Origin of the sequence: Paenibacillus sp. FSL L8-0644 (genome assembly GCF_038008165.1) — a bacterium.
GTDB classification, from domain to species: Bacteria; Bacillota; Bacilli; order Paenibacillales; family Paenibacillaceae; genus Paenibacillus; species Paenibacillus polymyxa_D.
This window is the reverse complement of sequence record NZ_JBBOYN010000001.1, coordinates 1,543,095-1,558,154: the sequence shown is the minus strand read 5'-3', so window position 1 is coordinate 1,558,154 and position 15,060 is coordinate 1,543,095. Positions and strand designations below refer to the sequence as shown.

The 15,060-nt window shown below is 44.7% G+C and carries 12 protein-coding genes and 1 CRISPR repeat array; of the genes, 2 read left to right on the top strand and 10 right to left on the bottom strand.

Annotated features, from left to right (window positions below; all coding sequences use genetic code 11):
- Positions 1 to 102: 102 nt before the first annotated feature.
- Positions 103 to 1,389, bottom strand: coding sequence for an outer membrane lipoprotein-sorting protein (locus tag NSS94_RS06970; RefSeq protein ID WP_209949622.1), 1,287 nt, complete (start codon positions 1,387 to 1,389; stop codon positions 103 to 105).
- A gap of 110 nt (positions 1,390 to 1,499) precedes the next feature.
- On the bottom strand, positions 1,500 to 2,132 hold the full coding sequence (locus tag NSS94_RS06965) for a LysE family translocator (RefSeq protein ID WP_341039080.1): 633 nt from the start codon (positions 2,130 to 2,132) through the stop codon (positions 1,500 to 1,502).
- Between the two features lie 234 nt (positions 2,133 to 2,366).
- Here NSS94_RS06965 and NSS94_RS06960 point away from each other — a divergent pair, with 234 nt between their 5' ends.
- A complete protein-coding gene (locus NSS94_RS06960; RefSeq protein WP_341039078.1) occupies positions 2,367 to 3,359 on the top strand; it encodes an ABC transporter substrate-binding protein in 993 nt (330 codons plus the stop codon).
- Between the two features lie 108 nt (positions 3,360 to 3,467).
- The gene (locus NSS94_RS06955) at positions 3,468 to 5,198 is read left to right on the top strand and encodes an ABC transporter substrate-binding protein (RefSeq protein WP_341039076.1); all 1,731 of its coding nucleotides are present in this window, start codon (positions 3,468 to 3,470) and stop codon (positions 5,196 to 5,198) included.
- A 23-nt stretch (positions 5,199 to 5,221) separates the two neighbouring features.
- On the opposite strand, the gene NSS94_RS06950 is transcribed toward NSS94_RS06955, so the two are convergent.
- The 8 genes from NSS94_RS06950 to cas5b form a co-directional block, all read right to left on the bottom strand.
- Positions 5,222 to 6,853, bottom strand: coding sequence for a formate--tetrahydrofolate ligase (locus NSS94_RS06950; protein ID WP_165144898.1), 1,632 nt, complete (start codon positions 6,851 to 6,853; stop codon positions 5,222 to 5,224).
- A 212-nt stretch (positions 6,854 to 7,065) separates the two neighbouring features.
- Entirely contained in the window at positions 7,066 to 7,374 is a 309-nt protein-coding gene (locus NSS94_RS06945) for a hypothetical protein (protein ID WP_029516338.1), read from the bottom strand.
- Positions 7,375 to 7,472: 98 nt separating this feature from the next.
- Positions 7,473 to 7,976 (bottom strand): DUF6933 domain-containing protein, encoded by a 504-nt coding sequence (locus tag NSS94_RS06940; protein ID WP_029516337.1) that lies wholly within the window; start codon positions 7,974 to 7,976, stop codon positions 7,473 to 7,475.
- Positions 7,977 to 8,259: 283 nt separating this feature from the next.
- A CRISPR array of direct repeats spans positions 8,260 to 9,409; the repeat unit is 30 nt; unit sequence ATTTCAATACATCCCATGTTGTGGTTAAAG.
- 175 nt (positions 9,410 to 9,584) lie between these two features.
- Entirely contained in the window at positions 9,585 to 9,866 is a 282-nt protein-coding gene (gene cas2 / locus NSS94_RS06935) for a CRISPR-associated endonuclease Cas2 (protein WP_341039073.1), read from the bottom strand.
- 5 nt (positions 9,867 to 9,871) lie between these two features.
- A complete protein-coding gene (gene cas1b, locus NSS94_RS06930; protein ID WP_341039071.1) occupies positions 9,872 to 10,885 on the bottom strand; it encodes a type I-B CRISPR-associated endonuclease Cas1b in 1,014 nt (337 codons plus the stop codon).
- Positions 10,886 to 10,903: 18 nt separating this feature from the next.
- Positions 10,904 to 11,398 (bottom strand): CRISPR-associated protein Cas4, encoded by a 495-nt coding sequence (locus tag NSS94_RS06925; RefSeq protein ID WP_341039069.1) that lies wholly within the window; start codon positions 11,396 to 11,398, stop codon positions 10,904 to 10,906.
- The gene (cas3, locus tag NSS94_RS06920) at positions 11,395 to 14,106 is read right to left on the bottom strand and encodes a CRISPR-associated helicase Cas3' (protein ID WP_341039067.1); all 2,712 of its coding nucleotides are present in this window, start codon (positions 14,104 to 14,106) and stop codon (positions 11,395 to 11,397) included. The genes NSS94_RS06925 and cas3 overlap by 4 nt, the downstream gene beginning before the upstream one ends.
- A 123-nt stretch (positions 14,107 to 14,229) precedes the next feature.
- Positions 14,230 to 15,030, bottom strand: coding sequence for a type I-B CRISPR-associated protein Cas5b (gene cas5b / locus NSS94_RS06915; RefSeq protein WP_010349458.1), 801 nt, complete (start codon positions 15,028 to 15,030; stop codon positions 14,230 to 14,232).
- Positions 15,031 to 15,060 lie beyond the last annotated feature (30 nt).

The window sequence follows — 15,060 nt, the reverse complement described above, 5'->3', positions numbered from 1 at the left end:
TACAAGCGATGCACATCTTAGACTGCGAATGAACAAAAGACGGATACGGGCGGCAGCAGAGCATTTTTACACTCTAGACCGTCTGCATCCGTCTATAAAATTTTATTTACCCGATTGATCCTGTATAGAAGCGGCAATTTGTATCATTTCGCTCACAGGCAGGTCAGCACTGGTGATTCTGAACTCGATTCCGTCATTCATCCAGGTCATCGTCTGCTGTTCGCTTCCGGTCAGCACGGCGAAGCTTCCTCCAATATCAACCAGTTCGCCTGCGGCCAGTGCGACCGCCCGATCTTTTGGACGTGCCTCCACAATGGTATAATTATACGTTCCACTATACCGCAGCATCACGGCATGTGTACCATTATCCTCCAGCTCCGGCGTATCCTTGATCTGTACTCCGGCTGGCGTGTAGGACGGTTCGATCAAGCCGAACTCACCCATCACAGCTTCTGCCGCATCTGTTCCCGCTGACGTTCCGTTTGCAGCATCCGATGTGCCCGGGGTTTGTTGCTGCCTCTCTGCGTTGGCTGCGTTGGCTGCTTTGTCCGGTTTGGACGTATCGTTTGTGGCAGTACCGTCCACCTTGGCTTGCCCTGACGGTTGCTGGACTGCATCCCCTGCGGTCCCCTGCTCTTGTCCGGGTTCGCCAGTCGTCACGCCAGTCGTCCCATCCATCGCACCGGAAGGATCAAGCTGACTGCTGGGATCTACTGCTCCGGAAGATGGCGCCCCTGCGCTACCTGTACTCGTCTTACCTGAAGCCATATTCCGCTCCATATCAAAAGAGTCCTTGTCAAACTTCGTATCAAAAACAAATTGATCGAATTTCAGATCAACAACTACCTTGGCATTCGCATCAGACACCTGTACCTGAGTGGGTGCATAGTCATTTTTGGACAGCCATATCTTTTGTCTCACCAGCGCATGGCTGTTGTAATTCGCTGCCACATCAAACACATAGGATTTATCGTCGGTAGCCAACTGACGGGAGGCATCGCCGATAATGCTGCGAACCAACGTTTCATATAAATATACTTGACCCTGATTGTTTGGCCAGTCGCTTTTGAAACGGAAGCTTTTGTTCAGGCTGGGTGTTAGCACAAATACACCCTCATCATTACGAAGCACAATTTGCGTAACATCCTTTTTCTCGTTCGTCATGGCAATTCGGTAATAGGACGGCTTGCGGTAGGAAATATCCACCTTGTATTCCTGCGGCGTGTCGCCGGTATGCAGCGTCATCAAAGCTGTACCGTGGTAGCTGTTCAGGTCGCTCACCACGTCACTCAAATCTTTAACCACATCGTCCGCGCTCTTCTTGCCGCACCCGGCCAGCAGCAGCGTTACACACATGACCATGGCGAGCATCCATGAAATCCGGCGCATGTCATCAACCCCTTCAGCACATGTTTTAAATGAATTAGTACATGTCTATGAAGGACTTGTTCGATTTATGCAGACTGGCATGACAAGCTTGAACGTATCCTTGCGTAATGCTATAAAATCTTTTGGAGAGTGATCATAAATTCATACAGAAAATAAATCGAAAAACCGATCAAAACCACGCCTGCACCGATCGTAACCCACTTGATAGCGGTTCGATTCATGGCTTTCCGTGTTGTGACTACGAGGGTCATCAAGCCTAAATCATGGATAAGAATACCAAACAAAATACCTAAGCCAACAATCAAGAATTGACTTGTATTTGACCGATCAAATGAGCTTGCCAGCACAGTTCCAAAAACACTCACCCAGAACACTAAATTTCCTGGTGAAACAGCTACAAGCAGCCCATTTTTATAGGAAGAAAATAATGATTTCGTCTTTTTCTCTCCTTCTAGCGCAATATCATGATCTGCATTTTTAATGCTGTCGTACCCCACGTAGCACAAAAAAAGGGCTCCAACGAACCACATAATCACTTGTACCACAGGTAATGACAAGACTGAGGCCAGACCAAAATACAAGCCAGTAATTAATAACAAATCGATGGTCATCCCCCCAAGGCCCACAATCCAACCATGCATGAATCCATTCTTTAGCCCTTGCTTCGTCATTTCAACCGTAATTGTACCTACAGGTAGTGCTATAGAGAAACCTAGTAAAACATATGTAATAAACAATGCCATTTCAAAACCCCTTTCAAATGTATAAAAATGCTATTCTATACCATAAAAAATGACAAATCAATAAAATTTGAAGAATGAAATGAGCTAAGAACACCTGAGACTTATTTTGTACAAAATCGGATTCATTGACCAAGTCTGTCCATTGAGTATTGAGGGTTCAGCGCTTATCATAGCTTTTGTGATAATAATTCTCATTTGCAAAATTCTGAATCATTCTATTATACGGAGGTTACTATGACCAACAAGAGCTCGACAATCAACAAAAAATCTACTCGACCATACACTGCTCTCATCTGCCTATTCTTTCTTATGGGGGCATTGCTGCTGGGATGTGGCGCATCTGACAATCAGAGTGCAAACAGCAACACGATAGCATCTACAAAAACATCGGAAGCTGCCACAACTCGTGAATACACAGACTACAAGGGACATACAGTGAACATTCCTACGACTCCTCGGCGCATTGCTTACTTTGGAGAAAACTATGGGGATTTATTGGTTTTAGGCGTACAAGCTGTAGGTACATCAACTTCTATGATTGAAGGCAAGGTTTACGAAAAGCAGGTTCAGAACGTGGCTGATCTGGGGTTCCCGATTAATTTGGAAAAAGCCTTGGAACTACAGCCTGACCTGATCATTGCCGCCGATACAGATGAAAAGCAATACGCAGCGTTAACAAAAATTGCACCTACAATTATGTTCGATACCTTTGCTCCGTTAAACGAACGTTTGCTGCATCTCGGAGACATTGTGAACAAGAAAAAGGACGCTGAAGATTGGCTTGCCCAATATAAAATAAAGGAAGCGGAGATGTGGACCAAACTTCACGCAGAAGGTGTTAAGGCGGGGGAAACTGCTTCAGTCTTTACCTACTATCCAGGTGACCGTTTATTCGCAATGGGACGGACAGGACTGTCACAAATACTGTATGAAAAGAATGGTTTCAAACCTACCCCTCCTATCCAGAAAGCACTGGATGAAGACAAAGGATTTGTACAAATATCTCAGGAAGTGATCGGACAATACGCTGGAGATCGGATTTTCATACTAAGAACACCAAGTTCAGAAGCCGAACAATCCACCGAACAGTTAATGAAAAGCAAGCTGTGGCTCCAGCTCCCTGCTGTCAAACAGGGTCGTGTGTACACTCAGGATATTGGCAAAACTGAAAGTGATGCTTCCACTCGAGAATGGCTGCTGAAGGAATTGCCCAAGCTCATCAGATAAAATTGGAGAAGCTTATCGACACTTGTTGATAGGCTTCTTTTTTGTTGAACCTAAAGGAGGTATACTCATATATACATGATAACCATTCTCAATAAAAGGAGCAATACTGTGAACCAGTCTTCGTCGTCCGTATATCCTCCTCCGTTCAGCTCACTGCTTTTTCATTTTAAAGAAATTGCGTTGATTGGTGAGCCTACCGATGAATTATTATCACGTCCCAGTTCATATCACTGTCTTCTTATGTTCATCAGTGGGACAGGGATGGTGGACATTGGCCCAGAGCAGTATCTATTCCATACAGGTCATGGGTATTGGCTAGCTCCAGGTGAATCCTATCAAATCGCTCCCCTGAATGGAACTGTACCTGAATACTACAAAATCACGTTTGAGGTCATCGCTTTGACGTCGGAACCACAAGCGGACATGGCCTTGGCTGAACACGCAGCGCGCATGCCGTCCATATATCATGGAGCTGTCCTGCCGGAACCGCGCGAATACATCGTCTCCTCTTCTTCCTCCAAACTTATTCAGTTGATTGAAGAGTTATTTTATAGTACCCAACAAACGGTACAGCCGCATAACCAAACATCCGTATTACGGCAGCAAATCATGTTTCAAGAGTTGTTTTTGCTGTGGCAGGAAGATCACACCGATATTGATCAAAACAATACCTCTAATCCGGCATTGCCAGCATCGGTAGAAGGCACTCTCTCATATATGGAAAACAACTATGAAAAGCCCATTACCGTCAAGCAGCTTGCCGAGCAGGCGAACGTTTCCATATGGCAATACTCGCAAATGTTTCGTAAAATTACAGGCAAAAAGCCGCTGCATTACCTCACTGAGCTGCGCTTGAATCATGCCAAGCGGCTGCTGCTGGATTGCAAACGGCCTTTACGTGAAATAGCCCGTCAGGTTGGTTTCTCTGACGAATATTATTTTAATCGACGGTTTAGGCAAATGACCGGGATTCCCCCTGGCAAGTACGCACTTTCTGTCTCCGGTTCTGTGCGCGTCAAGGATTGGACGGGCCACCATATTCATATTCCGCGCCGAGCAAGCCGCATCATCTATCATGGAGAAACGATGGGCGATCTATTGGCATTAGGGGCCAAAGCCATCGGCGGAAGTCTGCAACTCAGTGAATACAGCGTCTATAAACATCGTCTTGTGAATGTCGCCGATGTAGGCCTTCCACTGGACACCCGCTTGACCAGTGCTCTTGATCCTGATCTAATTATCATCGCCAATTCGGACGAACAGGAATATAAGCGCATTGCCAGCATCGCCCCCACCGTCACCTTCAACTCCTTCGCCACGCTGGAGGAACGGATGCGTACACTTGGCGCCTGGCTCGGTAAGGAGCGGGAGGCCGAACGCTGGTTGTCTACCTTCACAGCCCGTAATCTGGCAATGTGGCAGCAGCTCGGTACGCAAATCACAGCCGGAGAAACGGCCTCCGTCTTCATCTTCGATCATGGTGATCGGCTCTTTGTCATGGGTATGTCCGGATTCTCATCGGCCCTCTACCACCCCCAGGGCTTTCAGCCCGTTGAGCCGATCCAAAAGGTGCTCGACGAGGGACACGGCTTCGCGGAAATAGATCCGAACGAATTGCCTGATTACGCCGGGGACCGCATTTTTATGCTTGTCCCGACAGCCCCAGAATCCAAACGTACGCTGGAACGCATGATCAGCAGCCCTCTCTGGCGCAGCCTCCCTGCTGTACGTCAAGGTCGGGTATATTTCGTAGAAGCTGAACGCTGGAACTGGAGCGATGCCATAACCCGACAAAAGCTGCTTACTGCACTGCCCAAACTGCTTGGCACTTCATCCTGAGAAGCTGCCATTTTCTAAAGATACTACATTAGACCTTGAATGCTTCCATCTGCCTCCAGCGACATATGCTCAGCTGCCGGCGATTTGGGCAATCCTGGCATCGTCATAGTATTGCCTGTTTCCACGACCACAAAGCCTGCCCCTGCAGACAAAGCAACGCTGGACACGTGAATGGTAAAGCCTTCCGGTGCACCTAGCAGAGAAGGTTGATCTGAGAAAGAATACGGCGTTTTGGCCATGCATACAGGCAGTTGTCCAAAACCAAGCTGCTCCATACCGGCCAACGCCCGTTTGGCCGCAGGAGTGTAAGCTACCTCTGCCGCACCGTAAATCTCCTTCGCAATAACACTAATCTTCGCTTGCAAACCAAGGGTATGCTCATACAATGGTGCAAAATGGGCTTTGTCCTCCTGGAGCAGGTTGAGCAGGCTTTGGGCCAGCTTTTCTCCCCCTTGGCTTCCCTGTGCCCACACCTGTGACAACTCTACGGGTACTCCCAGCTTGAGGCATTCCGAGAAAATCAGTTCCAGCTCGGCTTCACTATCTGTTACAAAATGGTTGACCGCTACCAGTACTGGCACGCCAAACTTTTGCAAATTCCGTACATGCCGATTCATGTTGGCTAATCCAAGTTGCAATTGCTCCAGATTTTCTGCGTCCAGCTCATTTTTAGCTACACCGCCGTTATATTTCAGCGCTTTGGCGGTTACGACCAACAGAGCCGCATCTGGCTGCAAACCGGATTGACGGCACTTGATGTCAAAAAACTTTTCTGCCCCCAGCTCAGCCCCGAACCCAGCCTCCGTGACAACCACCTCTCCCAACTTCAGGGCTAGCTTCGTACCGATCAAACTACTGCATCCATGCGCAATATTCGCAAAAGGTCCGCCGTGCACAATAACTGGAGTTCCCTCCAACGTCTGCACCAGATTGGGTTTCAATGCTTCCCGAAGCAGCACAGCCATACCTTCCACCGCATGTAGTTCCTCAGCTGTTACCGTTTCGCCATCTTCGTTATAACCAATCACCATCCGACCCAATCGCACTTTAAGATCGTCCATATCTTCACTTAAACATAATACGGCCATCACTTCTGAAGCCGAGGTAATCAGAAAACCACTTTCTCTCACTGCTCCATTACCTGACCCCAATCCGGTTACAATGTTTCGTAAACTCCGGTCGTTCATATCGACAGCGCGTTTCCACACAATCCGCTCGGGTTTCAACCGCAAAGCATTTCCATGAAATAAATGGTTATCGATCATCGCTGCCAGCAAATTATGCGCTGCCGAAATCGCGTGAATATCACCTGTAAAATGGAGGTTAATGTCTTCTGCTGGAACAATCTGGGCTTGTCCTCCCCCAGTTGCTCCTCCTTTCATGCCGAAGCAAGGGCCAAGGGACGGCTCACGTAACGCAGCAACGGTTTTATGCCCCAGCGCATTCAGCGCCTGCGACAGTCCAATGGTGGTCAGCGTTTTGCCTTCTCCCGCTGGCGTGGGGTTCATCGCCGTAACCAGCACCAGCTTTCCATTCGGACGATCCTTTAACTGCTCCCACAGGGACGGGTTCAGCTTTGCTTTATATTTTCCATACGTCTCTAGATGTTCTTCTTCAATTCCTGCTTCTTTGGCTATATCAATAATCCTCTTCATCTTTCGTTATGTACCCCCCGTTTTATAAGTCTGACCGATGGTGTCAAACCCTGTATCGTTTTATTTTACCAAAGTGTGCCGCTTATTGCGCTATGATTCATTTCATCGCAAGCGTTGCTATCATGTGAGTTATTAAAAAAGAGCCTCCCCCGCCCGTATGGACTTTGGTGGATGCCCTTTTGATACGTCTCATTCAACAAACAGCTCTCAAATTAACCTGCAAAGTTAGCAGCGTAATTTTCAGCAATAAATCCCTTAGAAATCAGGATAGATTGGGATTTCTTAGTAGCAGGGCCATAGCCTTGGGACAGCAGATCATTAATATGTAAGCGATTATAAATGAAGCAAAATACAAAGTTGGACGCCCCACTCGTAAGGATCGATACCAGAAAAATAATAACAGCCCACTTCCAATCCCCTCTAAACAACGCAGGGAAAAAACCGAAAAAGAGCGTAGTCCATGAAAAACCTACTTTGCGTTCCTTGATCATTCCAGTTTTATTTCTTAATTTAATCTTCATTTACCCCTTACCTCTCTTTATATAGTCTTTTAGAACTATATTAGATTATATAGGACAGAGGGAATAAATGGAACTCATTTCGTAAAATCATAAATTTCTCAAATACGCTCTAGTTTATAATGCTTTTCCAGCACTTCTTTAAAAACATCAACAGGGTACTTGTATTCAACAGTTTTGAAAACAATCCGGTTATTCCACTGGTTTTTTTCCAGCTCGCACCCATGCTCCATATCCAGTTCCTTCATAATAAATATAATCTCATCTAAGGTTACCAACACACTATGTCTATTCGTCGTAGTTGCCAGCATCTGCTCGCCTTCCTGTGTGTATGCCTTCACGATCTGCTCATCAAACCCTTCGCTGATCATTAATTCCTTCAAGGCTTGTATAAAAAGAGTCGGCAAGTTTTTGTACTGCGATTTTTTAATCCCAAACAGCGTGATGCTTAAGCGGGATATATCATGCATAAACACTATATTTTTTCTTCGATTCAGTAAAAATAAGCTGGCATGCCAACTATTTAAAGGCGGATAAATATCAACTTGAAGTGGTTCAGTCTCCCATTCCTTCAGCAGTTTTTGTGTTCCTCGTATGACAAACATCGTTGCTCTCCTTTATTGACGCTCCTGTACCGCAGCGTGATTCGACATACCTAAGCTCTCATAATAAGGCATGCCCCGGATATTATAACACTGTATTTCAAACATCGGATTATAAACTCTTTCAGTATAATATAGGGGCTAGCAGCTGCCAGTAATTTGATCACATCTTCTGTTAGGAGTGGAGATGAAATTACTATAGTGCCTTCAGGTTAAGAGTATTTTGAATACTTCTCTGTTGTGGTTAAAGGTAAGTACACAAGGGTGAGTGAATCCATGGTGCTTCATTTCAATACATCCCATGTTGTGGTTAAAGCGTACAGGAAGAAAGTGAAAAGGCACAGTTAGAAAGATTTCAATACATCCCATGTTGTGGTTAAAGCTACACCGATTTAAGTTGGGTAAAGGAGAGGGACCCATTTCAATACATCCCATGTTGTGGTTAAAGCCCGTTTACGTTTAACCGTTCGTTCAAATTTTAGCGATTTCAATACATCCCATGTTGTGGTTAAAGGAACAAAGGGAACAATTTCTAAAGGAAAGAGAAGCATTTCAATACATCCCATGTTGTGGTTAAAGCCGTCCAGTTTAATAGATTGTACGTCCACGTTAATCATTTCAATACATCCCATGTTGTGGTTAAAGAGAATTTAATGTGAATGGTGAAGTCAAATTATTTTAATTTCAATACATCCCATGTTGTGGTTAAAGAGAGGGAGGCAGTAACAACCCTACGGCTCCAGTGCTATTTCAATACATCCCATGTTGTGGTTAAAGGAGAATATGATAGGTTAATAGGTTTGGCCAAAGAAAATTTCAATACATCCCATGTTGTGGTTAAAGAACAGTGCAGGTAATGCGCTTATGAGAGTTAAAGAATTTCAATACATCCCATGTTGTGGTTAAAGAGCTAAAACATTTTTGGAAGAACTAGAAAAAGCACAATTTCAATACATCCCATGTTGTGGTTAAAGGCTCGTCCGCTATACGCAGATCCAGCGCGTTACGCTATTTCAATACATCCCATGTTGTGGTTAAAGGTATCAGTTGTTAAAAGAGATAGAGAATAGTGGTTAATTTCAATACATCCCATGTTGTGGTTAAAGAGCTCAGGGACGCAAAGACACGCGAGAACAAGCTAAATTTCAATACATCCCATGTTGTGGTTAAAGTAACGGAAAGAAATATACGTTTTACTTGACTGCCGTATTTCAATACATCCCATGTTGTGGTTAAAGGGTTGAGTTCACGCTGAAGGTTCCTATTGTAAACAAATTTCAATACATCCCATGTTGTGGTTAAAGTACTTAATACGGGATCTGACTAAAGCAGCTTCACGAATTTCAATACATCCCATGTTGTGGTTAAAGTCCTAGGGCCGGAGTGGGCTAGTTTAATTAGCTCCTATTTCAATACATCCCATGTTGTGGTTAAAGGCTAGTAAAATCAACGTTCTTACAAATGCTATTATGCCTATTCTACTACAGCCGCAAGGGTTTCACAAAATTTTCCCAACCGAAGAGGGTTTGTTAAAAACAATTGACAAATCCTCTCAAACCCTTGGCGCTGTAAGGTTAATTGCTTTCCTCCTCTTTAGGGCGGTTGGGAAAATTACAGCAATAAGGACTCCGAATCACTCATGCGGGCACCGATGATTTCCTCGTCGAAAACATAATCACCTGTCATCTTAAAAACGGCAACAAAGTCGTTCCCTTCATCAATAACCTTTTTTAACTCAGCGCGTAGCTGAATTAAATTAGCAGGGGTAATTTCACCTCGAAATACGGATTTCTGAAAATGAACGAGATACTTTTTACATATTTTAAATACCTTACCCACTCGCTTTTCTCCGATGTCATACACCAGAATGACATAGTTATAATTTTTCGCCATATCCCTTACCTCTTTTCCTTTTCCAAAAAGGGAACAAAAGGCGTTCCTTCGACGATATGCTTTTTTAACTTGTAAGCATCATATTTAATAGCAGATAAATAGCTGACCTTCCGTTTAAGTGTGCCATGATCGAACACCTGCTTCATCCGATCTTCAAGCGCGGTGATAAATACATCGCGACCCATTCCATTTAAAATACAGTAATTATAATCCTTTTCAAAATGCTTATTAACTTGTATTCTTCGGTTGTTCACCAATTCAAAAATAGTGCGGTGCACCAACAATGGCTTGAACGGCTCAGACAAATCCAGACTGAGAGAAAATCGTCGATCGCTCGGTTCATGCAGAAAACTGATACTCTGATCCAGATGGGTATGGTAAATTTGCGAAATCGTTTTCGTGTACAAAATGGTATTACCAAAGCTAATTAGTGCATTCAGCGGATTGTCCGGCGGGCGCTTGACCCGCTTATTCATTTTAAAGTCTTCGGGCAGGAACGTCTTAAATGTGTCGTAAAACCGTCTCCAAATCTCCCCTTCCACACTCAACAGTCTCGGAATATCCTCCATTTTATCTAATAATCGTGGTACATCTTTTTTCAGCCAGTCCAGATAGGGTTTGATCTCCTTGTTGCCATGTTTATAATAGTGATACAGCACTTCATGGATGTTAGCTGCAATGGCACCAATAAAAGCAGCAGCAATAGGTATTCTTCTCTCCAAACAGGCTTTCGCTTGCAATAGCTTAACCTTACCGCTCACCCTTGCGTCCTTCGGATAAAAGGTGCCTCTAAAATGACCATAGTAATCGAAGAAATGGACTGTTATCCCTGCCATCGACAGAAAAGACAGGAGCTTGCTGTTCAACGTTATCTCATTCAGCAAATATAGCTCCTTCAATCCATGAATCGGCAGGTGTACGATCCCTCTTTCTTCACTCCGAAATGTCAGTGAATTATCTTCACGTCCCAAAGTGCCCGGAGTACGTATATATCTAGTAGATGGCGCTGTTTTGGACATTTTTGTCGTCCTCCTTTCTTATAAAAAGCAGTAGGCAAGATAGGCGCAGCGGGTACATTTTTTCTCACGTATCGCCGGATCGGGCTGCTCCTGCTGTAAATATTGCTCCAACTCAGCCAACAACTGCTCCATCGCCTGTTCTGCCGCTTCATCCAGTTCCAGCTCTATCGTTTTACTAGCCTGTTTGTTGCGCTCGCTGAACTGGATTTTTCCCTTACGCTCCATCCCTTTTTGCTTGAGTACATACATGTAATACAGCGTCTGCCATTTCGTTGCCTCTACATCAGCGTCAGACTTTTTGATTTCGGTCACATAGTCGCTGGTCAGCTTGTCCACTTTGATGCCCTCTATTGCAACTTCGCGGTTTTTCTTCCCTTCACTTTGCAACTCATGCATGACCTTGCCGATTCGTACATCCTCACTGTCATCCTCAAAATTCATGCCGCTAGCAAACAACCAGCATTGTCTACGGCAGTGTACATAATAGTTCACCATCGTTCCGGTAATTCTCATAGCAAAAGCCTCTCTTCATCTTCCTTATACCTGGCACGATTAAACTTCTTGGTATTCGTCTTCTCATCCATATCCATATATTGTTCACCCTGCTCCACGAAATACAAAGTACCTACACTATAAGTGTATATCCCCGGCTTTACCTTTCCCCATTTTGTATACATGTGGGGAACCGGATAAATAAAAGTAAAGTTATTCATTTGAGCACGCACCACGGACAAGCGAATCATTCTTTCTGAATAGTCCATCTCCAACCGCTTGTCTGACAATCTAACAAACTCATCCCACACATCTTGACCGTTAAGCGGGGGAGCGTCTTTCATTGGACAGGTATAGTTCAGGAATAGCGTCACACTTTGATCAGGAATGAGGTCCATATGCTTTTGTACATCTGGAAATTGAAGTTCCTGCACTTTTTGTGTAAAGTCGCTCCAATGCTGTTGATCCGGTTTTTCACGAGACTTGTTGATTTCATGAATAACATTCTCATAAAATCCACTAAAATCCTTACTTTCAAGCATTTTTTGATACGCTTCTTCCTTGAGATCAAATGCAACACGCAAGTCATTTTTATATATACCGCTCGCCTGATCACAATCAAAGAAATAAGCCTGGCAATAGTCACGCAGACAAGAACGATTCAGTCGTCCCAAAAATTGCTCCTCACTATCCAGCAAAGAAATATCTTTAAAGCCCACATCCATATCAATATCTACCCCGGCTTCAATCACCTGTGTTGCTACAACGATCACATCACTCAGATAAAACCTCCCATGTTCGTCCTTCCCCAATTTCTGCAACAGCTCTTGGCGATAGGAGAAGCTATCATCCCCGGTAAGCTCATAGACGTCCAAGCCCAAATTCTGCTCCAGCAGCAGATTATAAAATTGGCGTGCCGTCTTTTTCTTGATAAACTCGATCAGAACCCTGTTCCCTTGCCCATCCCGCTCTCGCTGCTTAATTACAGATTCAACATGCTCCAATACTTGTTCCGGCTGCATCTTGCCCTGTTTCAACAAATTAAAATCCAGCTTCACGCGCTCTCTAAACAACGAATGGGCAAAATAACGATCCCGGTTCTGCACCAGTGTATAGGTTTGTATTGCTTCCTCATGATCTCGCTGCTCCAGTAACAAATCCAGATTTGGCAAGGTAGCGGACATGATAATAATTTTAATGTTTAGAATATCCGCAAAGGATCGCAGAAAATGAATAATTTCCTTCCACAATTCATTTCGGTAGCTCTGGATTTCGTCCAGTATAATGACACTATTGCATAAATGGGCGAATGCTAGATTGGCCTCTCGTCCTGTCCCAAATAGATAATTAAAAAAGTTCACGTGAGAAGTCAGTGTCACCGGATATTGCAGCAATTGACGCTCCAACAGCACCCTTTTGAAATCCGTGTTGTCTGGCTCCTGGTCCTTCCCTTCCAAAGTAGCTTCTGCCTCTAGTTCTTCCTCGGTCACCATCGGAGTAATCGAATTAATAACTTCCACCTGATAGCCGTTTACCTGCTCCTTGTGGAAAATCCCATTCAGCGTCTGTCTCGTTTGCTCGATCAGAGAGTTGAACGGAAATACATAAATTAACTTATTCAGTCCCAAGCCGTTATTCAGCAAATGTAGTGCCAAATTTATAGACATGTTGGTTTTACCTGAACCAGTAGGAGCTTCGAGATAAAAAACAGGCTCTTGCAGCCGCTCTAACAACCGCTTTTCCGTTTCGATAAACAACGCCGCTCGTAGCTGATTCATTTCAGACAAGCCAGAGGCATCAGGATTTTGGCGATAGGACTCAATCCCCTGCACAATTCCCGTCTGACGATAAGCCTCCAGCATGGGCTCCAGTGGTAGACGTTCTCCAAAATAATGCATCTCCGGCACTTGCTGCTCTATATATTGATACGTCGCCCGAAAATCCGATGCGACCATCGTGGAGTACAGCAGCTTGACCAACACATAGAAAGGAAAAGGCCTGTGTATTTTATTCTGACGTTTATTGCCTTCCAGACGGATGCACCCAAATACGTTATCGTTCTGTAGCAAGTCCTGCTGATCACGATAATAGCGAATGTAATCAGAATTCTCTTTGACCCGGTTATATTGATTTTTTATTTTTAACTCAAATTCGTTGACCTGCCCTCCCATATCTTCATCCATATTTCCCAGGTACGTGTGGTGGCGGGAGATCGTATATGAGAATGAATATAAAAGATGATGCAGGAATGCAAGTACTTTGCGTTTATGCTTCTTACGGTTTGGATACAGCTCTGTTGTATCATGCCATTCCTGCACCTGCCGTAAATGAATATGCAAGTAAAGCACAGCAGACAGCATGGAATGGTTACTGTCTCCCAACTCAGCGTTCCTTTTAACTTCATTGTTCTTCATTTTGATACGTTGGAAGGCCGGGTTCACCTTGCCAAGATCATGCAAATAAATGGCTTGTCTAAAATAGTACATGATCATTTGCCTTAATGATTCATCCAGCGGTTCTCCATCTATGCCGAGACGATCCAGTGCCCTATGTACCGCAGCTTCCACACCATTATCCCTCATCAGTATCTCAGCATGATGCATGACCAGATCGCTATGCTCCTCCAGCATTTCATCCTGTTGAAGCCCCTCTTCTTTTGCCGTGTGCGCCTTCAGCCTCCCTTTCCCTTCCTCCGTTAGCCAATGCTGTATGGATACATGAATACGCAAATCGTCTTCCCTCTTTTCCTTGGGTACAATTTAAAAAATCCATATAAAAAACCGGGCGCTCCCCATCCTGACAATGGAGAATACCCGGTGTTGATTCCATCTATGAAAACGACTGCCCTTTTTTTAGATAAAATACAAGGTGCGGTCATTGTCAGCATCCCGGTACATTTTTTGTAGATCTTCGGCTTTCAGCTCATCTGTATCAATTTCCTGATTAGAAAATACAAGCGGCTCCAGAATGTAACCGTTGTTGGCTGTATTCAGCCCTACGGGGAGATACTCTTGCAAGTAGGATTGCATCTGATCATCTTTCACATATCCTCCCGTATCTACAAGTACATGTGCAGCCCGGAGGGAGTCGATATATTCCGGTTCACTCGCTGGCTCCAACTCAACTAATCGAGCCTTGGATATCGTAGCCGGATGATCATTTTTCCCCAGATAAGGAATGTATTCAGCCTTGGAATGCTGTACATAATCTGCAAGCCGATCAAATACCTCCCGATCTACGCCCCCATCATCTGCCACGTAGATCGTCCAGCGTGGACGCTCCAACCATTGCTCCCGCACATTCAGCACACCGCCCTCTTCCTGGCTTGCATAACCGACTGTGTTGTTGAAAATCTGGATTTTTTTCGAAAAATATCCTCGATCCCCGTGTGGCACGATGCTCACCGATGCATGACGAAACACCTCATAAAATTCAGGGTACGGCATCGCCGGATTATCCTGTTTGGCTTTACCGCCCAACGCCATATTCCGTTCATACTGCTGCGTATAGCCGCCAAGTCCGAGTACCGCACCGAGCAAGCCATATAATGCAACCTTGTGGATATGACTGTATGTAAAATACGCATATACGTTAACATCCGGCTTTTTAAAAAACGCTGTTTCTCCGCTCAACTCAAAGCATAAAGCCTGCATGCTTTCTTCCCTCCTTCCCCGATGTAATCA